Genomic DNA, 20,949 nt, shown 5'->3' with positions numbered 1-20,949 from the left:
TGGTAGGTTTGTTTGGCGATAGATCTGATCACCGAACACCATGAATGTTCTCACTTACTTAATTTTTTGTATCACCTCTATGATTTTACTCATATTTTTGTGGGGATACCTCAGGATCTGACCCCATTTTTATTCGGCTTTGGTTATGCGATTGCGTCCAGCAGCCTTGGATTGATACAAAGCTTTGTCAGCAGCTTCAATCCAGTCGCGATACTCTCCCATGTCCTCACGATATTCAGCGACACCTATACTGACGGTCACCCGCAGCACTTGCTGATTGTATTCGACCGCCATAGCTTCTACATTTTTGCGTAAACGCTCAGCAAAAAACATCGCTTGGTCGACTGTAGTATCCAGCAGTAAGACAGCAAATTCTTCTCCGCCATAACGGCCAGCCACATCGGTACTGCGCAGATTTTTTTTCACAGCAGCAGCAACCTGTTGGATCACCGCATCACCAGCGGAATGACCATAGGTATCGTTCACCCGCTTAAAATGGTCGATATCGCACATCAACAAGGTACTGTGATGACCACTGCGCTGAATACGCTTGTACTCTTTTATCAGTGCCTCTTCCCAGAAACCTCTGTTATTTAAACTGGTCAGAAAGTCGGTTTTGGACAAAGTACGTAACTGCCCGTTCATCGACTCGAGCTCTATACGACTCACCGCCACATCAGTGACATCATAAATAATCAGACAAAGATGGGTGACTTTCCCCATAGTATCGGTCAGCGGGAATATGGTGCTATTTTGATACATATATTCCGCTGAGCCTGTAATGGGCCGATAGTTACGGAATTTGAAAATATAAGGTCGCTGTTCCCAGATGGTGAAGGCACGGTTCTTCAATAAAATCACTGGATCGCATTTGCGTCTGAGCCAGTCTTCATCAATTTCGGAGAATAAATCAAACAGGTATCTGTCGCGAACCTGACGAGGCGTCAGACCGCTGTGGTTCTCCATAAAGCCGTTCCAAACCTGAATGCGGTAATCAGCAGACAACACCACCAGACCGACGTCAACCGTCTGGAACATGTCCATCAACCAGTGAATTTCGGATACTTCTACGTTGCTTTGTGACATTTAATCTTCCAGCAGGAATTCGACTTTATAATTCAGCGTTTTAATACTATCTTCGGTAAACAACAGTAATAAATCGCAGCTGATATTATAGTTTTCAATACCGTAGCTGATTTCTATCGCTAAAGTACGGCGCCAACGTCTGGCATTGGCTTTAATCAGTTCACTGACAGGCGCATGCTGCCCTAATACCACGGGGTGGCCCTGACTAAAGGTCATATCAATTTGTTCGGCCAGTCCTTTTAATACAGCGCCAATCAGAATATTGGCGATGTCCATTAATAGCTCCAGCTCCACTTTAGTAGTCAGCTCACCGTCGTATTGCATCAGCCGGGCTATATCAACAAAACTAGAGTCATTGAGTATCAAAAGTGCCTCACCAGCGACACCACCGCCAATAAAGCCCTGGCAGACTGCTGAGGTGTTTTCTTTTTGCTCTACAGAAGCAATGGCCATATGCAGTTCACTGACTTCAATGACGTTTACATTTGGAATAGGCAGTTTGACAAACACCTTCAGCAGACGCGCCAGCAGATCACCAGCCTGGCCCATGGCCACATTGCTCAACTCCTGAAATACATCACGTAAATCGTTAGAAAGTACAAAAGATCCGGTATTTTTTACTGCTGCGACCTTAGGTTCAGTTTTGGCTTGCTCTTGCTGCTGAATAGTTTTTTGTTCAACCAAACCCAATACATGATTTAGCTTATTTTGGTCGACGGGTTTTTTTATAAAGTCTAAAGCGCCGTAAGATAAAACCCGCTCACGGGCTTCAGGCTGAATATCACCGGACACCACTATAGTTTTGACGGACAGCTGTTGTTGCTGAATAGCAGCAAGTACCTGATATCCATCTAATATAGGCATATTTAAATCGAGGAAAAGTAAGTCTATCGACTGGCGCTGCAAAATATCCAACGCTTCCCCACCATGACCAGCAAATTGGATATTTTGCTGCCACTCTGCAGGTAAAGCCCGCGCCATTTGCTTACGGGCAAGGTTGGAATCGTCACATATCAAAACTGCTGCTACCATTTACGGCTCACTTCACGTATTGTTATTTTCCAGTGTAGTCAGAAAGATGGCTCTGCGCTAACCCTGTGTAGTATCTGACAAAAAATAAACAACACCTACTGTTTTTTTCACTTTCAACCGTATTAACAATCTGGGAGACATGTGAATGTCGTCAAATTTGATAAAAACTATCGTTTTTAGTTTAATCCTAAGCCCTGCCACCTGGGCCGTCGATTTAAATGCACAGTTGCCAAGCCGTTTATCTGAAGTAAAAGCCGGTAACAAGGCTGTGGAATTGCAAGGTCATCAGGTGCAGTTACAACAACAGGCGCCAGATTTTCAGGTGGTAGACGAGAAATTTAAAACCATCAGATTAAGTGACTTTAAAGGCAAAACTATATTGATCAGTGTAGTACCCAGCGTCGACACTGGCATTTGCTCGCTACAAACCAAAAGATTTAATCAGGAAGTCAGTAAAGTGTCGGACGATGTGGTGATGATGACCATCTCTACCGATTTGCCATTTGCGCAAAAACGCTACTGTGCTCAGGAAAAAGTTGATCAGTTACTGGTGTTATCCGACGCTGTCTGGCGCGATTTTGGCAGTAATTACGGCTTACTAATTAAAGATATGGGCATTCTGGCTCGCGCCGTATTAATTATTGATGCTAAAGGGAATTTAGCCTATCAGCAGTTGGTTCCAGCTCTGGCGCAAGAACCTGATTACGCACACAGCATGGCTGCTCTTGCGCAAATAACCGGCAAAAAATCTTAAAGCCCAGTATTGAAAACTCTCTAAGTGCACATATTAAGTAAGCAGGTGGCCATCCGGCACCTGCTTACATTGCTCGTTCAATTGAAGAGCAGAACAGATTATTTGCCTTAGAGGATTTGATTATGAACACTTTAGACTTTACCCCATTTTATCGCTCATTTATTGGTTTTGATCATTTAGCTAACCTGATGGATGCCGCTGCCCGCAATGAAAAACAGCCGGCTTATCCGCCATACAACATAGAGGTGACAGGTGAGGATCAGTACCGCATTACTATGGCTATAGCTGGCTTTGATGAAGCGGAGTTATCTATTGAAACCGAACATAATAACTTAGTGGTGCGTGGTCAGAAAGCTGATAAAACCGAAGGTCGCCGCTTCCTGCATCAAGGCATTGCGGAACGTAACTTTGAGCGTAAGTTCCAGTTGTCAGATTACATCAAAGTGACTGGTGCTCAGATGAGCCATGGCCTGCTGCATATTGAATTGATACGTGAAGTACCTGAAGCGTTAAAACCACGCAAAATAAGCATTAATCAACAGTCAACAGCCAAAGCTATGCCTCAGCTGCTGGAAGAAAACTCTAACCTGGCCCAGGTGAGTAATGCTTAAACCTGAAGGCACTGAATAAACTTAAGCAGAAGAGCATTGACTAATGCCGCATCTGTAACGGGCCCCATGTGGCCCGTTTTTACGGTTTGAAACTCAACGCAAGGCAAAGCACCAGCCAGCATGACTGCCAAACGTTGCGCTGATAACTGGCTCTGCTCGCCACTTAACAGCAACACAGGACAGTGAATAGCAGTGGCGTAGTCGATAAGTGTTGCAGGCTCACCACTTAACGCTTCAAAATCAGCAGCCACTTTCCCCACTTGCGCTGTGAGTTTTTGCTGCATAACATCCGGCAAATGATTGAAGTACTCATCACCTTGCCAATAATCGATAAAAAGCTCTGCTGCGTCTTTTGGACTTACATTCAGCATCTGCTGGCTTAACTGCTGAACCTGCTGATACAAAGCGGGATCTGTGGATTTAAACAAATGAAAAGCCACAGGTTCAAACACTAACACTGCTTTGAAAAGTTCAGGACGAGTGCGCGCCATATGTAAAGCCAATGCACCACCGAAGGAGTGTCCTACCAAAATCACTGAACCTGCCGCTTTTCCGTCCAGCAAAGGCCATAGCTTTTTGGCTTCATCCGCCAGTTGCATAGGCCTTGGGTACTTCTCAGTATTGCTGCCATACCCAAGCAGATCAGGATTTAATACCTGATACTGCGCTTTTAAGGCTAGCTTCAAACTCTGCCATTGGCGTCCGCTTGACAACGAACTATGTAGCATCAGTACCGTCTGTTGCATCAGTTACTTCATTAATAAAAACACAGCTGCGACAATAAGAGCTGCGAAAGTTGTAATCATTCCGAAGAAACGAGGTGCTGAAGTTCCACTGCTGCGCCACAAGCCTATCGCATGTAACACGCGGCCAGTCAAAGTAAGACCCGCAACCAGATGCACTTGCCAGACGGGGCTCTGCTGCAGTTCAAGCAAGGCAACTAAAATAAGTAAAAACGGCACGTATTCGGCAAAGTTACCATGCATACGTACCGTTTGTAACAACCGGGGGTCTTTGCCTGTTCCCAGGCCAATTCGGTGTTTGAAGCGCTGACGGATCACTAAACCTGCCAATCCCACATACAACAACGCCAGAATGGCGGCATACAAAGATGTAATAGCTAAACTCATACTCACCAACCTTGGGGTTTCTAAAAACTGACCAGTCCACACTCTCTGCAGACAAAACCTAAATTTATGAACTCGCTTGCTTTTAAAAAAATCAAAAAAGTTAGCCATTAAAAAGCCCACTCAAGGTGGGCTTCGCCGCAACAACTAAAACTTAACCTAACAAGGCTTCAAGTTGTGCACTGACTTGCTCAACAGGCAAGGTACCCATCATATGGTGATATTGGGTGCGACCTTGTTCTGCTTCTTGACGGTAATAACCAACCAGCAGTTCAGTTTGCTCATGGTAAATACCTAAACGTTTGCGTACAGTTTCTTCTTTATCATCTTCACGGATCACTAAATCTTCGCCGGTCAGATCGTCTTTCCCTTCCACTTTAGGCGGGTTGTAGCTTACATGATAGACACGACCTGAAGCAGGGTGAACACGACGACCACTCATGCGTTCAACAATCACATCATCTGGTACGTCAAATTCAATCACGTGATCAACCACTACGCCATTGGCTTTCATCGCATCGGCCTGCGGAATAGTGCGCGGAAAACCATCCAATAAGAAGCCCTTGGCACAATCTTCTTTGCTAATACGCTCTTTGACTAAACCAATAATTAAATCATCAGACACCAGTTGGCCTGCATCCATCACTTGCTTTGCAGCCAACCCCAGAGCACTGCCCTCTTTAATCGCAGCACGCAGCATGTCACCAGTCGAAATTTGTGGGATCCCATACTTGTTCATCAGAAACTGCGCCTGAGTTCCTTTACCAGCACCCGGGGCACCCAACAAAATAATACGCATACAAAGATCCTCAATTAACCTGGGATTGATCCATTTGTTATAGGGGATGAATCTTTACATAATGTGCTTCATCAGACAAGGAATTTGTCTGCTTGTCTTACCTGATAAGCCTGAGTCAAGCCTACTTTGGTAGGATAACTTACTACAACAGCCAATTGAGCCAATTAGCAGATGGAAATACAGCTAAAAGATAAAAAAGTTGAATAAACACAGCCAGCTATTCGACTAAGGTCGTGCATATTTACTGCCTCTCAGAGCAACAGCTGCAACCAGAGCTTTGAAGTTAAATTGTAGAACTGCTGAAATAACAACCAGAAAAGATCAAGGCTAACCTATTGATAATAAATAAATAAAATTAAAATACTCTAACACTGGCAAGTAAAAATTGATGGAGATCAATAAAACAAAGAATTTTATAAAGCAAAGCTTCGGAAGCACATAAAGCTCTTCCAAAGCTTTTTACGTTCAGGCTTTAAACTGGAGGTTTTTCAGTAACTGTTGCTCGCCCTGTTGCAGGGTTTCAGCTTTGTCACTGACCATCACCAGAATAGCTTTATGAGTTGCAATGCTGCGCCCCTGATATTTTTCATCATGAAATTGTTCTTCAAAACTCAAAGAGTTTTCTTTAGGAACAACAAAAACCGTCATCAAACCCTGTTCTGTTTCGACCACCAAATGCAAAGAGCGGGTGCCACGGAAGTTACAATAGTTTGCAAATACCACTGTATAGTCTGAAGAACTAAGCTCTGCATCAAAATCGGCCAGCTTACTGTTCACATCAGACAAAGATAAAGCGGCCATTCTGTGGTGCATATAAGGCTCTTCGTGATACACATGAGCCAAAGAATTTTCCCCCAGACTTTGGGAGCCATACAGGAAAAACGACCAGTTCAGCGCAAAGCCCGCTAAAAATGCCACAGAAGCCGCCAACGCAATCAGATTCTGGTAAAAGCGTTTCTGCTGTTGCTGCTTGTGTTTGTGCTGCTGCAACAACAAGGCATTTTCCAGCGTCTTGGGTACAGGCGGGCTTAACACTTGTTTGATATGCTGATCCAGCTCCAACACATCCTGGTGAAATTGCTGACTATCCGGGTCCTGCTGCAACTGTTGTTGTTGTTCAGCGGTTAAATGATAGGGATCAGTCAGCAAACGGCGACGAACCTCTAACTCATCCATTTTTTTGCTCCCTGACACTGTCGTGGCTTAACAAATCCCGTAACTGTTTACGGGCGCGAAATAAACGGGTATTGACTGTATTGAGGTTCAGAGACAGCAACTGTGCTATTTCGTCACCACTAAAACCACCGATAATTTGCAGGATCAGAGGCTCACTATATTCAGGTTCGAGACTCTCAATTTGCTTTAGTAACTGTTGCTGCGAGTACAATTGCTCTGGAGTCACCTGGTGCTCATCCAGCAATAAATCCTGCTCTACCTCCTGATACTGAAACTGTTTACGTTCAAAACGTCGGGCGTTTTCATTACGTAAAATAGTAAACAACCAGGCTTTGGCAGAGGCTTCATTTTGCAGTAAATCAATACTTTTCCAGGCTCGCAGATAGGTATCCTGAACCAGATCCTCGGCAATATCAGCACTGCGGCAGAGCCAGCAACTATAACGATATAAATCCGCATGATATAAACGCACTAGTTGCATGTAACTGTGCTGACGCTGCTCTTTTTCTGGCGTCTGTTTTTTTACAGTCGCTTTGTCCGTTAACCACCACTTCACATTCGTTGTCCTTGTAGGCAAGAGTGCCGTATCCGGTTTGGTCTCCGGTTGTGGCCGCTCACTATAGGACATAGACCGAAGGAAACTCAAGCTGCAGCCTCCTGTGTTGTTGCCACTCCAACGACTTTGCGGCTTAACCAATAATCCAGACTCAGCCAACGCCCAGCCCCGCAGGCAACCAATACCAGTAACATAACCAAGTAAGTAGCAGCAAACTCAATGCCGTTGTTAAGCACTACGAATTTGCCACTGGAAACCAGCCAATCATAGTCAGGCTGCTGCTGCAAAATATCATTGGCCCTCGCCAATTTATCCGGTGCCGCCATCACAGCTTCGTTATAAAGAACAGTGCCATCCGCCAGCCAACTGGACGCATCTGCTATCGCCAGCCAGCCGTTTTTGGCGTGCACCGCTCCCATAGCCACCAGCATAGTGATACTTAACCCTAAAGCGGTCATCCGGGTGAATAAACCCAATAGCAGCGCTAAACCACCACCAAGTTCTAACAGAATCACCAGAGATAACATCAGAGCAGGAGCTGGCAACCCTAAACCCCAGTCCGGGTCAGCGAACCAACTTAAGGTACTGTCAAAGTTATGTAATTTAGTCCAGCCCGCCTGCATCATTACCGGGGTCAGGTATAACCTCAACAACAACAACGGAATAAAATCCAGTCGCTGCAGCTTCGTCACTAATTTTTGATAAAACAGGATACTTTGGTGTATCACAATCAGGCTCCGCATCATGCTGTTGTGATAAGAGACAGGGCAATAGCTGGAAATCTTTCAATGAAAATAAAAATGGGGTCAGAACACATTGTTAACTGTTAACAATGTGTTCTGACCCCATTTTCAGTTATAGCTTAGGCTTTTTTCGATAAATCCAGCAGCAGCGCGTTTAAGCGGCTAACAAAAGTTGCTGGATTTTTCAGGCTGCCACGTTCAGCTAATAACGCCTGATCCAACAAGACTTCAGCCCACTGTTTAAACTGCGTTTCGTCCTGCACATCGGCAATATGTTTGACCAGTGCATGGTCCGGGTTCAGTTCAAAAATAGGTTTCACGTCTGGCACTTTCTGACCCACAGACTCCATCAGCTTCATCATTTGTGTGCTCATATCGAACTCATCAGTGACAATACAAGCTGGGCTGTCGGTTAAGCGATGACTTGTTTTCACGGCTTTGACCTGATCACCTAAGGCTGCTTTAAAACGTTCAGTCACAGCAGCAAATTGCTTTTCTGTTTCTTCCTGAGCCTTTTTGGTCTCTTCGTCATCCAGCTTGCTGATGTCCAGATTACCTTTGGCAATAGAACGCAGCTTTTTGCCTTCAAAGTCAGTCAGGTGCTGCATTAACCACTCATCAACACGGTCGGACAACAGCAGCACTTCAATGCCTTTTTTACGCAGTACTTCTAAATGTGGACTGTGTTTGGCCGCCTCGTAGCTATCAGCAACGATAAAATAAATCTCGTCCTGACCTTCTTTCATCCGGCTGACATAAGCATCTAAACTGACATTCTGATCGGCTGTCTCGTTATGAGTCGAGGCAAAACGCAGCAGCTTGGCGATAGTGTCTTTGTTGGCGAAATCTTCCGCCGGGCCTTCTTTCATCACTTGACCAAACTCAGTCCAGAACGTCTGGTATTCGGTTTGGTCTTCAGCTTTGGCCATTTTCTCCAGCATTTTCAGCACACGTGAGGTACAGCCTTTGCGCAGGCTTTGTGTCACTTTGGTGTCCTGCAGAATTTCACGCGATACGTTCAGTGGTAAATCGCTGGAGTCCAGCACGCCTTTGATAAAACGCAGGTAACTTGGCATAAACTGTTCAGCGTCATCCATAATAAAGACGCGTTGTACATAGAGTTTTAAGCCATGACGGGCTTCGCGGTTCCACAAATCAAAAGGTGCTTTTTTCGGAACATAAAGCAGACTGGTATAGTTGGTGTTGCCTTCTACTTTGTTGTGACTCCAGCTCAGTGGCTCTGTCCAATCATGTGAAATATGCTTGTAGAATTCCTGGTACTCAGTGTCAGAGACCTCTGACTTATCGCGCATCCACAGTGCAGTAGCTTTGTTCACCGCTTTCCAGTAGCCTTCAGTGGCAGGGATTTTTTCGCCCTCTTCACCATCGCGCTCTGGAGTCCCTTCCTGATACATCTCTACCGGAATACTGATATGGTCAGAGTATTTAGTGACAATAGACTCAACCTTCCACTGACTTAAAAACTCAGTTTCTTCGTCACGCAAATGCAGAATAATGTCGGTACCACGGCTTGCTTTGACGATAGGAGTAATAGTGTAGTCACCTTCACCTGTTGATTCCCACTCCACCGCTGAATCAGCTGGCGCACCGGCTTTACGGGTTTTAACTGTCACTTTGTCAGCGACAATAAAAGCAGAATAGAAACCCACACCAAACTGACCAATCAGTTGAGAGTCTTTGCTTTGGTCGCCTGAAAGCTGACCAAAAAACTCCTTAGTGCCAGATTTTGCGATAGTGCCTAAGTGGCTAATCACTTCATCCTGCGTCATACCAATACCGTTGTCGCTGATGGTAATGGTTTTAGCGGCTTCATCCAGACTGATACGGACTTTCAGCTCGCCGTCATTGTCGTACAGGCTGCTGTCTGATAAAGCTAAAAAGCGCAGTTTATCGGCCGCATCTGAGGCGTTGGAGACCAGCTCACGCAGGAAAATTTCTTTATTGGAGTACAGCGAATGGATCATCAGCTGCAGAAGTTGTTTGACCTCGGCCTGAAAGCCGTGCTTTTGTTTTTGTACTGTTTCAGTCATATACAGCTCCTTATCTTTCGTGGAATGACTTTCAATTGTGCTGGCAAGGATATGGGTTTAATACCCACAAATATCAAGGGGGCAATAGCGGCAAAACAAAGAACAAAATGGAGGAGCAGGCAAGTGGAGAAAGAATAAACACAGCAACGCTGCTACAGGTTCTAGGACGAAGCTCAGATAGGTTTGCGGCCACTAAAGGCGTGCGACAGGGTCGTCCCGTCCACATACTCTAAATCCCCGCCCACAGGCACACCATGAGCGATACGGGATACATTCACCTGATATTTTTTACATTGCTCGGCAATGTAATAGGCTGTGGCATCGCCTTCCACTGTCGGATTGGTTGCCAATATCACTTCCTGCACCGAACCAGTACCCAGCTGCTTTTGTAATAAATCCAGACCTAATTCGGAAGGACCTATGCCATCAAGCGGCGATAACTGGCCCTGCAAGACAAAATAACGGCCTTTAAACTGGCCTGTTTGTTCTATGGCAAACTGATCAGAGGACGATGCGACAATACAAAGGCTTTGACTGTCGCTACGCCTCGGGTCTGAGCAAATAGCACATAACTCTGTTTCACAAAAAGTACGGCACTGCTGGCAATGCCCTACTTTCTCCATCGCTACCGCCAAAGCTTTAGACAACTGCATGGCCCCAGCCCTGTTGCGTTCCAGCAACTGCAGAGCAATACGTTGAGCAGACTTTGGACCTACACCCGGCAATATGCGCAAGGCATCGATCAACTGCTGCAGCAAAGGGCTGAATTTATTCATGCGTTTTCAGGCGACCTGTTAAAACGGCATCTTAAAACCAGGAGGTAATTGCATACCGCCGGTTACAGCAGCCATTTTGGCTTTATTGGCTTCCTCTACACGGCGTACCGCGTCGTTAATAGCAGCTGCTACTAAATCTTCAACCATTTCTTTGTCATCCTGCATCAGACTGTCGTCGATGCTGACACGGCGAACATTGTGGTTGCCTGTCATGGTGACTTTCACCAGACCCGCACCCGACTCGCCCGTAACTTCCAGATTAGCCAATTCCTGCTGGGCCTTTTGCATTTTATCCTGCATGGCTTGCGCCTGCTTCATGATATTGCCTAAACCGCCACCACCACCTTTGAACATAACTGTACTCTCTTTAAAAATGACTCTGTTAAACTGGCGACAAGATAATGACTTGAGCCGCAAAATACAAGACGAATTAGTTGACGATAATACTGTCCGGAACTATTTCCGCACCAAAGTCTTTTTGCAGCTGCACCACCCAGGGGTCTTGCTGCAACAACTGCTCAACATAAACAAAACGTTCCCGCTCGATACGCTGCTGAATCGCTACAGGGCATGTCTCTACCCAAGGTTGATACTGAATATCCAGCTGAACCGTTTTATGAAAGGCCAAACTCAGCTCTTTAATAATTTCAGTACGCAGCTTTTCTTTGTCCAGATGCTGCTGGCTTTGACAGACCAGCAATTGCACTGTATCTCCTGTCCAACTAATGGCACTGTGCAACAGATATAAGCGCAATAAACCGCCTAAGTTCAGGCTATCGACTAAAGCAGCCCATTCATCGACCTGAGCGGCAAGACGCACTGAAAAGTTTTCTGCTGTGATCACGCCATCAAAACGGTACTGAGCTTTAGATTCTGGTGCTGCTGTAACTGACTGTTGTTCTGGCACGGGCTCGGGCTGATGTTGCTGCTGAAATTCCTGCCAGGCCCAGTCGGCTGCAAAATCGGCATCCTCTGTTGAGGTATCTGACGTATCAGGTTCATCCAGATAAGCGGACATTACCGGTTCTGGCTGTTCAGACACCACAGCAGTCATAACCGGACTGTGCTGAATACCAGCTGTCGCTGTCTGAGACGGCTGATTCATCGGGGCTTGCTGCTGTAATACAGGCTGCTGTTGTAGCAAGGGCTGATGAACTGCAGCTGGAGCAGCTTGTGTTCTTTGTATAGCAGCAGGCTCTGCAGCCTTAGCTACAGCGGCAACTGGTTCAGACTTTTTTTCGGTCTGATTCTCCACTGCCCTATCGGCGCTAACAGCATCAACTTTAATGCCACGGCGCGCCAGAATAGAGGCGGCTATACCAGCGGGAGCCGATGGCTGTGTAACTGCAACTTCTGCAGGAACGAGCTGTTCTGGGAGTGTTTCGACTACAACTTCAGGCTCTGATGGCGATGATGCTGCCATATGCAGCTCAGGTTCTGGCTCTTTAGCTGTAGTTTCGGGTAAATTAAACTTAGCTTTGAGTTCAGCCGCATGCGACACAGGAGCGGAAGCGCGCATGGCTGGTGTTGTATCAGCGGCACCTGGCACAAAAGCCACGGCTCGTAATAACGCCATTTCCAGGCCTATACGTGGCTCAGGTGCAAAGGCCAATTCTTTTTTGCCTGAAATCAGTAACTGATAAAATAGCTGCAATTGCTCAGGGCTTTGCTGCTCTGCTAATTGCTGCACAAAAGCACTGTGTTCTGTCACCAAATCAGCGGCCTGCCAGTTAAACTGACTTAATGCCGCTAAATGCAATAAGGCCAACATATCATCCAGCACATGAGCAAAATGACTGTGCTGCTGCACTAATTGGTCAAGATGCTGTTTCAGCGCAGCTAGATCCCGGTTAATCACCGCAGCTAACAGAAGCTCTGCCCACTGCTGCTCCAGATACCCCAACATATCGCGCACCAGCGGCACTGTGATATTGGCATTACTCTGGGCTATGGCTTGGTCAGTCAGGCTTAACGAATCGCGTAGACTGCCTTTGGCAGCACGAGCTAACAAGGCTAAAGCATCTTCCGCTGCCGGAATACCTTCCTGCGCCAATACATAAGATAAGTGCTGTTTAATCTGCTCCGGGCTCAAGGCCTTTAAGCTAAATTGCAAACAACGAGACAATACGGTGACTGGTAGTTTTTGTGGATCAGTCGTCGCCAGCAAAAACTTCACATGTGGCGGTGGCTCTTCCAGCGTTTTCAACAGTGCATTAAAGCTGTGACGCGACAGCATATGCACTTCGTCGATTAAATAGACTTTATAACGGCCGCGGCTTGGCGCGTACTGCACGTTATCCAGTAAATCCCGGGTGTCTTCTACTTTAGTGCGGGACGCAGCGTCAATTTCCAACAGATCAACAAAAAAGCCCTGATCAATTTCAACGCAGGCGCTGCAGACGCCACAAGGCGTGGAAGTAACACCTGTTTCGCAGTTTAAACTTTTGGCAAAAATACGGGCTATGGTGGTTTTACCGACACCACGAGTACCGGTAAACAAATAGGCATGGTGCAATCTGTTGTGATTCAGCGCATTGGTCAACGCCGTTTTCACATGATCCTGGCCGACCAATTGACCAAAATGTTGCGGTCGCCATTTTCTTGCCAGTACCTGATAACTCATGTCACTTGTGCCTATTTGTTTTAGCTTTTGTACCAGTAGCGACAGCCTTGTTGGCTGCGCGCTGTCACTGCAATGCTGGCTAGGTAGGAACTAATCGCCTGCAAACTCAACCAGGCTGTATAGGTTTAACCCAAGCTTTTCTAAACGAGCTTGTCCGCCTAAGTCCGGCAGATTCACCACAAAAGCAGCGTCTGTCGCTTTGCCGCCTAAACGCTCGACCAAACTGGTTGTCGCAGCAATAGTACCACCTGTAGCCAATAAGTCATCCACTAACAGCACCTTATCACCTGAGACTATCGCGTCTTTGTGAATTTCCAGTGTGTCTTCGCCGTATTCCAGCTGATAGGACTGGGCAATACGTTCACGCGGTAACTTGCCCGGTTTACGAACTGGTATAAAAGGTAAACCCATGGCATAAGCCAAAGGTGCACCAAAAATGAAGCCGCGGGATTCTGTGCCGACAATTTTAGTGAAGCCCTTGTCCTGATATTGTGCTTTAAAGGCGTCTATCACTTTGGCAAAAGCCTCAGCATCCAGCATCAGACTGGTCACATCGCGAAATAAAATTCCTGGTTTCGGGTAATCAGGCACCGCCTTGATCACCTGGCTTAATAAAGCTGAAAGAGATTCTGTCGTCATTCTCAGTTTCCTGATTTGAATTAATAAAAAGGGACAAGCCCTTTGCTTTCCATTGAAAATAGATAAAAAAACCGCCACAAGGCGGTTTTTTGTCACTCGCGACACTTTAGCTGAAAAAGCGAACCCAGCTGATGATCGGTGGTAAACATAAACAAACCACAAATGCGACTATCAGTAACACTAATTGGCCAATACCAAAAGACTCTTTAAAATTTTCGTCTGCCATAATCTGAGCTCACTCGCTAAAAAGGTGAAACATGGTAATGAATTTTACCGCGCTTGAAAAGCATGCACTATGCCTTTTGCTGCAAAATCAGCCAGCATTTGCTCTGCACCACTGAATAGTTGGTCAGCAGTGAGCTGAGGTACATAAGGCTGCATCTGTGCCACCAGCTCAGCCAAAGTCATACCAGGTTGTTGGCCAAGCAACTGCAGTAACAAGGTCGTCAGTTGATTCAACGCAACAAAGGTAATTTCGTCTTCCTGATTACGATAAATCAGTAAAAAACTTACTTCAGGCTCTGTTGGTTGAAACTCAGCACAAATTTTATGCACCGGGTACTGATAAGCTTGCGCCGATACCAGTCCAGACAACTGCAGAGCCTGACGTTTTACATCTGTCAGCCCAGGCCCACCTTGTGCTTTGCATGTTGCTAACTCAAGCTCAAGCCATTCGTAATGAGCCAACTCCAGCATAAATACAGGGTCGTGGTTTTGAAGCTGGTACTGCTTTTGTAAAAAATCTAAAAAACTTTGGGCAATGGATAAAAAGAATGGATTCTCGCAGCGATAAAGCGAAAAAAATAACTTTAACTTCTGCTGCCAGGCCTGCTCCGTATATAAAGACTTCAATACAGGAAAAGCACTACTGACAAAACCGGACACATTGTTAAATAATAACTCCCGGTAGACATCCAGCCTTTCCTGCGTTACGTCGGCAGGCTTTTCATTCTGCTCTGGTGAGCGCAGATAGGCGACAAACTGCTGTTGAACCTGCTGAAATTTCATATCAGGCCCTGCGTTTTATGGCTGAAACAGAGTGCAGAGAACGGATATGCTCAAGCTCCGCCTGTAACTGCTGCAAATCTGGGATATTAAAATCCCGCTCCAACAAAGTCGGAAATAGCCCATGATGCCGATAAGCTTCAGCTAACAAAGCCCAGACCGGGTCGGCGACATCAGCACCATGCGTATCAATCAGCAACTGATCGTGTTCACGGTAATGCCCGGCAACATGACCATAAGCAATACGTTGAGTGGGCAAACCTTTTAAAAAGGCTAACGCATCGTAACCGTGATTGACAGAATTGACGTAAATATTATTTACATCCAAAAGCAGTTTGCAGTCGGCCAACTCTAGCACTGCATTGGTGAATTCAAGCTCAGTCAGCTCCTGACCGGGTGCTGCATAATAAGAGACGTTTTCAATCACTAAAGGTTGTTCAAGAATATCCTGCACTATGCGAATACGATCAGCTACATAAGCTGCAGCGTCTTCAGTAAAAGGGATTGGCAATAAATCATATAGATGACCGCCGGCGGAGCAATAACTTAAATGTTCACTGTAGAGCTTGATTTGATGTTCTTTTAAAAACGCTTTGATTTGACGAATAAAACCGAGATCCAGTGGTTCGGGACTTCCCAGAGACAACGACAAGCCATGACAAATAAAAGGATAACGCTCAGTCAGCTGCCGGAATTTTTTTTGGTAACTGCCGCCATAAGGCAACCAGTTTTCTGGCGCGACTTCAAAAAAATCTATATCCGTGTTTTGCTGCTCCAGCACAGAGCTCAACATTTCACGGCGTAGACCTAAGCCCACTTCAGATGGGACCAGACCAAAAAAAGGTATATCAGACATAAGTACTCCTGAAAAGCAGTCAGCCTGAGGATGCAGGCTGACTCATCAGCAGATTAGGCCATGCCTCCGCACTTGCCTTCACCACATTTAGCTTCTTTAGTTTTTTCTTTGTCTTTGGCGTCTTTTTTATCGCCGCCACATTTGCCTTCACCGCATTTGGCTTCTTTGTCTTTAGCTTTGTCCTCACCGCATTTGGCTTCTTTGGCTTTATCAGCACCACAAGAAGCTTCAGCGGAAGCTAATTGGTAACCCGCGTTTAACTGCTCAGCAGAAAACGGATTGGCATTTGCGCTTAAGCTCAGCGTAGATAAAGACCCCAACACTAAAGCACTGACAGCAACAGCAGTAGTTTTATTTGATTTCATAACGATGTTCCTTGTGGGTTGCATTAAGTTGCAAAGAGTAGACCCGAATAGTAGTGAAAAAATTTCATCCCTTTACCTTTTATTGATTTGCATCAGAGCAAGCTTTTCATTTAGGGACCACACTAGCTAAAAATAGCGGAGTTACTTACGATGAGCATAACACCACAAATAGTAGCGAAACAACGATTGGTGGCTGAGTTGTCGGAGCTAGAGCAACAGATCAAAGCAGAGTTACGTTCAGAACAACACCAACTTGGAACGGAACTTTTAATGGTTCTGGAGCAGCACTTGGTTTCATTTTGGCCTGATCTTACTAAAGGCCGTTTGTACTGGCCCTTACAAAAATCGATGTCCAGGTTAGAAGCTGTATTGGCCGCGTTAAGCCAGTTAGATCTCAATATGTATGGAATTTGTGCCGATTGTGAAAAAAATATAGAACCCGAACGATTACTTCACGACCCTGCAACACAAAGATGCAGCAGATGTCAGTCCTTGTTTAAATAATAAATTACATTTTTTTACATAATAAACATTCTTCATCTGCTGATTTTTATTGTATTACATGTTCTGTAGCGCGCTACGCACTTCCTTTGAGCGGTTGATCTATCCGTTGACTTGTGTCAAAAATCATATCATTCTAGGAAACGTTCTAATAACACTAATTTTATATATTCTACTTTGTATACTAAAGGAGCCAGTATGTTACTAATGAAAACATCCATTGTGTTTGTTTTTTCTACACTTTTGTTAGCAGGATGCCAAACAACGCCGTCAACAAAAACTGCAACGGCAGTGAAAGAAGTAAAGCAAAGTGAGCAAGTCGCTGAAAGCAAAAAAGGCGAATACAGATGCAAAACTGAAACGACAGTAGGTACACGTTTCGGTAAAAAAACCTGCAGAAGTACAGCACAAATTAAACATGACAGCGAAAAAGCAAAAGAAGGTCTGAATCAAGTCAGAAATTGTGCTTATGGCGGTTCATGCTAAGAATGCAGTGTTGACTTTAAAACTGGCAATTTATCAGGCAGTTTGAGTGTAATTAGCTCAGACTTGCTCTGTTAGTTGTCAGCTTTATGTTGTTTGTGCCGTCCAAGTGAAGTCTGCTCAATCCCTCCCTATTTTTTTCCTTTAATGATCGTGTAACTAGCCCTTCATAGTCATCGTTCAGCTTCAGGCCGCTATAGAGCGATCGCTTTTTAACTTTCTCCATACCTAGGACTGACAGGTTTTATTCTTTTTATAACAGCCCTTACCTGGCCATTTACACGAAAGCCAGGACAACAAACCTCAATGCAGTTATTTGAGCACTCATGCCGGGTATTTATCATTATTGAGTAACGAAGCGTTGTAGTTCTGTCTAGATCTCAGCCAAACTGATTATCGCGATCTTCAGAGGAAATATCTTAACGTTGATAATAAAAAAGCCGGCTGAAATACAGCCGGCTTTTAAATCGCTCATTAAGTTACTTATTAACTTAATGAATAGTCAACAGTCTTATTAGAAACGTGCTGTTACGTTCATGTGAACATAACGACCTAACAAGTCCCAGTAGCCTGCGATAGTGTTAGTGTTAGCCAAAGTGCTTCCTACTAATGGAGGCTCACGGTCAAACACGTTGTTCACACCCAACTGAACACTTACATTTTCAGTCAGAGCATAAGAACCCACTACGTCAAAGAACGATACGCCTTCGATTTCGTCACCAATCAGAACGTTCCGTGAGGTGCCATCAAATTCAACAGCACCGAAGTAACGCCATTTAGCACCTGCAGTCCAATCACCGCCAGTAGTGTAGTTAAACGACATAGTGTGGCGCCACTCTGGTTGTGGGAAACACTTAGTAGAAATCAGACCAGAACAATCGTAAGAAGTACCATCTACACCTGGTAACGGATCGAAGAACTTCTTCATGTTGTAGCTACCCAACAGGCTGGTAGACAACGTGCCTGGACCAACATCCATGCTGTAGTTCATGCTTAAATCGATACCACGGTAATGTTCGTTACCTAAGTTTTGGTTTGTTGCAGTGACGAAACCATCGTCACTTAACCATAAGCTACCACTAGGAGCACGGTTGACCAGGCTACAGTAGGCAGCGATACCTGTTTTACCACACTGAGTGATGGTTTCTTCAGGATCTAATGCTGAAATAACATCACTTAATTCAATGTTCCAGTAGTCGATGCTGAAGTTGAAGTTTTCAAACGGGTTACCAACGATACCAACTGTCAGCGTCTTACCCACTTCTGGAGTCAGCTCTGGGTTACCACCAGCAATTTGGTTGTATTGTGAAGCAGCACTTGGAGTGATATTACCGTACTGAGCGGCTGTTACACCCGTGTTAGCACATTCAGCCTGACTTAAAGAAGGATCGTCACCAGCACAAGGATCTGAACCAGACCACAAACCAAGACCCTGGCTTGCAAACAATTCAGCAACGTTTGGTGCACGAACAGCTTTGTTGTAGCTGGCACGTAATTTCCATTCAGAGTTTACTGACCAGTCGATTGCTGTTTTGAATGCATTTTCGCCACCAGAAGTAGAGTAGTCTGAGTAACGACCACCTAATTCAAGAGTAATGTTCTCAGCAACAGCGACATCTTCAACTAATGGAACAGATAATTCACCAAATACTTCTTCTACTTTATAGCCACCTTGCAGATCCAGAGTAGGACCGCCTTGACCAGATAAAGCACCTTCAGCGTAAATAGTGTCAACGGTACGGTCAAAGAACACGTCACGTTTCTCAACACCAATTACCGCAGCAACAGGTAAAGAGTGGCCTGGAACTGTCCAACCAGTTTCGCCAGTTACGAAGGCGTTAAATACTTTCTGAGTTGTAAAACCAGTAGCGATAGCAGCACCAGCCATCTGAGCAGCAGCTTCTGGCGTTACACCACCGAATTCAAACACTTTGTAAGGGATACAATCGCCAACACACTCTTCTTCGCCAGCAGCACCAACACGGGTACCAGCGTAGTTGATGTAGAAGTCGTTTTTGTATGCATCAGACGAACTTGCAGAACCGTATTGATAAGATACGTCATAAGACCATGTATCATTGATCATACCGTCCATACCAGTCACGATACGGAAAGAGTTGTGTTCCAGGTTAGCTGTACGACCACCACCTTCAACGTTCCGTTTTGCAATACTGATTGAGTACTGGTCTGCACCAGGGAAAGCTGCAGCTAACTGGTCACGCTGTGCATCAGAGAACACAGCAGCATCAGCGTCGAAAACGAATGGTTCGAAGAATAAACCTGATTCAGCAATCTGACCGATAGTTCTGTTGTTCATGTAGCTAACTTCTGTATAAACGTTAGCATGTTCGTTCAATTCGTAGCGTACAAAAGAACCTAAAGTGAAGCGGTCATCCGGACGCATGAAGTGGTTAACTGGAGCGAAGTTGTAAACACCAACATCCTCAGAGAACTGAGTAGTGCCACCGTTATCTTCAATAGTCCAAAACGCGTTTTGGTTAAAATCAGTTTCGCCATTGAAAATTGGGTAAATATCAAAGTTAGGGATGGCATTGGTGAAAGAACCACCACAGTTTCCTGTTCCGGCAGCTAATGCACAAGACGCGTAATCACGTTCTTTTTGCAACATCTCGTCAACCTGACGCCATGATGCGTACGCTGTCGCATGACCTTTACCGCCGTCAAAAGCACCACCAACAGTCAGGTCAAGGCTTTTGCTTTTACCGTCTAAGCCAGAGTTACCTGTTTCATAATCATAACCAGCTGCATCCATTTTGCTTTGGATAAAGCTGTTATCATTTTTGTGCTGGTAACCTGAGTAACCGGCATTTAACTCAACGCCTTCGAAGTCGTCTTTCATTACAAAGTTAACAACACCAGCAACAGCGTCAGCACCATAAGTTGCAGAACCACCACCAGTCAGAATTTCTACACGCTCAACTAATGCTGCAGGGATCTGGTTAACGTCAGCAGAGCTTGAGTACAGACCACCTGGTTGTAAACGACGTCCGTTTACCAACACTAATGTTCTGTTAGCGCCGATACCACGTAAGTCTAATGTAGCTGTACCAGAAGTACCGTTAGCAGTGAAGGCTGTGCTTGAAGCTTCGATTTGAGGAAGGCTGTTCAGCATATCTTCAATACGGGTATAACCAGCAGCTTTAATCTCTTCAGCAGAAGTAATTTGAATAGGACTTGCAGTTTCAATATCAGTACGTTTGATACGTGAACCAGTAACTTCAATACGTTCAACTTCTTTTGCTTCTTCAGCTTCCTGTGCAACAACTGCACCGGTGAAAACAGCTGTAGAAGCTGCACCAAAAGCAACAGCTAAACGCACTGCCTTCGATAATTTATTATTTGTAAACATGTTTTATTCTCCCTGGACCACTATCTAGTGATTCTATTTTTACGATGACCAACCTTTACGGCGATTGGAACTCCGGAACTTTTCGCAATCGAGGCGGACCCCGAAAACAACGACTCGATAATAAACGCAATTTTTCAACGTGGTCAACAGCTTTTACGGAACAGATTACGTCAGCTGTTGTCAACGAGCCCGATGATCCAGACTTTTCGCATCGGATATGATGAAAAGAATGGACATATTTTGAGTTTTCGTCTCAAATTCAGTACCAAATAGCTCAATCCCCCCCCAATTGCCGCTCATTTTTTGGTCAAAACAGAAATCTGGTAAGATCCAGCGCAAAATTTCGTAAACCTATCAATACACCTATAAATTAGTTTTTTTCATTTATTTAGCATC

21 protein-coding genes are annotated in these 20,949 nt (G+C 45.1%); 4 read left to right on the top strand and 17 right to left on the bottom strand.

The window, feature by feature from the left end; genetic code table 11:
• Positions 1-129: 129 nt before the first annotated feature.
• Positions 130-1,086 carry a sensor domain-containing diguanylate cyclase gene (locus tag IEW88_RS17725; protein WP_147905327.1) on the bottom strand — a complete coding sequence of 319 codons (957 nt, stop codon included), beginning with the start codon at positions 1,084-1,086 and terminating at the stop codon, positions 130-132.
• A complete protein-coding gene (locus IEW88_RS17720) occupies positions 1,087-2,118 on the bottom strand; it encodes a response regulator (RefSeq protein WP_053423765.1) in 1,032 nt (343 codons plus the stop codon).
• A gap of 145 nt (positions 2,119-2,263) precedes the next feature.
• On the opposite strand from IEW88_RS17720, the gene tpx reads away from it, so the two are divergent.
• Together tpx and IEW88_RS17710 are read left to right on the top strand one after the other, a co-directional pair.
• Positions 2,264-2,872 carry a thiol peroxidase gene (gene tpx / locus IEW88_RS17715; RefSeq protein ID WP_053423766.1) on the top strand — a complete coding sequence of 203 codons (609 nt, stop codon included), beginning with the start codon at positions 2,264-2,266 and terminating at the stop codon, positions 2,870-2,872.
• 122 nt (positions 2,873-2,994) lie between these two features.
• Complete coding sequence (locus IEW88_RS17710; protein WP_147905328.1) at positions 2,995-3,483, top strand: Hsp20 family protein; 489 nt, start codon at positions 2,995-2,997, stop codon at positions 3,481-3,483.
• Here IEW88_RS17710 and IEW88_RS17705 read toward each other — a convergent pair.
• From IEW88_RS17705 to IEW88_RS17640, 14 genes are all read right to left on the bottom strand, one after another.
• Positions 3,480-4,229 carry an alpha/beta fold hydrolase gene (locus IEW88_RS17705; RefSeq protein ID WP_147905329.1) on the bottom strand — a complete coding sequence of 250 codons (750 nt, stop codon included), beginning with the start codon at positions 4,227-4,229 and terminating at the stop codon, positions 3,480-3,482. The two genes, IEW88_RS17710 and IEW88_RS17705, sit on opposite strands and share 4 nt — an antisense overlap.
• 3 nt (positions 4,230-4,232) lie before the next feature.
• A complete protein-coding gene (locus IEW88_RS17700) occupies positions 4,233-4,613 on the bottom strand; it encodes an MAPEG family protein (RefSeq protein ID WP_147905330.1) in 381 nt (126 codons plus the stop codon).
• A gap of 151 nt (positions 4,614-4,764) precedes the next feature.
• Positions 4,765-5,409: an adenylate kinase gene (gene adk / locus IEW88_RS17695; RefSeq protein WP_053423769.1), complete on the bottom strand. Its 645-nt coding sequence runs from the start codon at positions 5,407-5,409 to the stop codon at positions 4,765-4,767.
• A 465-nt stretch (positions 5,410-5,874) separates the two neighbouring features.
• On the bottom strand, positions 5,875-6,585 hold the full coding sequence (locus tag IEW88_RS17690) for a DUF3379 family protein (protein ID WP_147905331.1): 711 nt from the start codon (positions 6,583-6,585) through the stop codon (positions 5,875-5,877).
• Entirely contained in the window at positions 6,578-7,141 is a 564-nt protein-coding gene (locus tag IEW88_RS17685; protein WP_053423771.1) for a sigma-70 family RNA polymerase sigma factor, read from the bottom strand. Before IEW88_RS17685 ends, IEW88_RS17690 begins: the two co-directional genes overlap by 8 nt.
• An 86-nt stretch (positions 7,142-7,227) precedes the next feature.
• Positions 7,228-7,869, bottom strand: a complete 642-nt coding sequence (locus IEW88_RS17680; RefSeq protein ID WP_229670600.1) for an HvfX family Cu-binding RiPP maturation protein — start codon at positions 7,867-7,869, stop codon at positions 7,228-7,230.
• A 134-nt stretch (positions 7,870-8,003) separates the two neighbouring features.
• Positions 8,004-9,935 (bottom strand): molecular chaperone HtpG, encoded by a 1,932-nt coding sequence (gene htpG / locus IEW88_RS17675; protein ID WP_147905333.1) that lies wholly within the window; start codon positions 9,933-9,935, stop codon positions 8,004-8,006.
• A gap of 173 nt (positions 9,936-10,108) precedes the next feature.
• Positions 10,109-10,711, bottom strand: coding sequence for a recombination mediator RecR (recR, locus tag IEW88_RS17670; RefSeq protein WP_053423773.1), 603 nt, complete (start codon positions 10,709-10,711; stop codon positions 10,109-10,111).
• A gap of 18 nt (positions 10,712-10,729) precedes the next feature.
• On the bottom strand, positions 10,730-11,065 hold the full coding sequence (locus IEW88_RS17665; protein WP_046520585.1) for a YbaB/EbfC family nucleoid-associated protein: 336 nt from the start codon (positions 11,063-11,065) through the stop codon (positions 10,730-10,732).
• Between the two features lie 76 nt (positions 11,066-11,141).
• Entirely contained in the window at positions 11,142-13,334 is a 2,193-nt protein-coding gene (gene dnaX / locus IEW88_RS17660) for a DNA polymerase III subunit gamma/tau (RefSeq protein WP_147905334.1), read from the bottom strand.
• 90 nt (positions 13,335-13,424) lie between these two features.
• A complete protein-coding gene (gene apt / locus IEW88_RS17655) occupies positions 13,425-13,973 on the bottom strand; it encodes an adenine phosphoribosyltransferase (RefSeq protein WP_147905335.1) in 549 nt (182 codons plus the stop codon).
• 270 nt (positions 13,974-14,243) lie between these two features.
• The gene (locus IEW88_RS17650) at positions 14,244-14,981 is read right to left on the bottom strand and encodes an HvfC family RiPP maturation protein (protein ID WP_147905336.1); all 738 of its coding nucleotides are present in this window, start codon (positions 14,979-14,981) and stop codon (positions 14,244-14,246) included.
• 1 nt (position 14,982) lies between these two features.
• Positions 14,983-15,834, bottom strand: coding sequence for an HvfB family MNIO-type RiPP peptide maturase (locus IEW88_RS17645; RefSeq protein WP_147905337.1), 852 nt, complete (start codon positions 15,832-15,834; stop codon positions 14,983-14,985).
• Between the two features lie 53 nt (positions 15,835-15,887).
• Positions 15,888-16,199 carry an HvfA family oxazolone/thioamide-modified RiPP metallophore gene (locus IEW88_RS17640; protein ID WP_046520580.1) on the bottom strand — a complete coding sequence of 104 codons (312 nt, stop codon included), beginning with the start codon at positions 16,197-16,199 and terminating at the stop codon, positions 15,888-15,890.
• A 150-nt stretch (positions 16,200-16,349) separates the two neighbouring features.
• On the opposite strand from IEW88_RS17640, the gene IEW88_RS17635 reads away from it, so the two are divergent.
• On the top strand, positions 16,350-16,703 hold the full coding sequence (locus IEW88_RS17635) for a TraR/DksA C4-type zinc finger protein (protein ID WP_147905338.1): 354 nt from the start codon (positions 16,350-16,352) through the stop codon (positions 16,701-16,703).
• Between the two features lie 195 nt (positions 16,704-16,898).
• The gene (locus IEW88_RS17630; RefSeq protein ID WP_053423780.1) at positions 16,899-17,186 is read left to right on the top strand and encodes a hypothetical protein; all 288 of its coding nucleotides are present in this window, start codon (positions 16,899-16,901) and stop codon (positions 17,184-17,186) included.
• Between the two features lie 511 nt (positions 17,187-17,697).
• Here the strand turns inward: IEW88_RS17630 and IEW88_RS17625 are convergent.
• Positions 17,698-20,553: a TonB-dependent receptor domain-containing protein gene (locus IEW88_RS17625; RefSeq protein ID WP_147905339.1), complete on the bottom strand. Its 2,856-nt coding sequence runs from the start codon at positions 20,551-20,553 to the stop codon at positions 17,698-17,700.
• Positions 20,554-20,949: the final 396 nt, after the last annotated feature.

The organism is Rheinheimera tangshanensis (assembly GCF_014645135.1).
In the GTDB taxonomy this organism is placed as follows: Bacteria; Pseudomonadota; Gammaproteobacteria; order Enterobacterales; family Alteromonadaceae; genus Pararheinheimera; species Pararheinheimera tangshanensis.
This window is presented reverse-complemented; position numbering and strand designations above follow the sequence as displayed.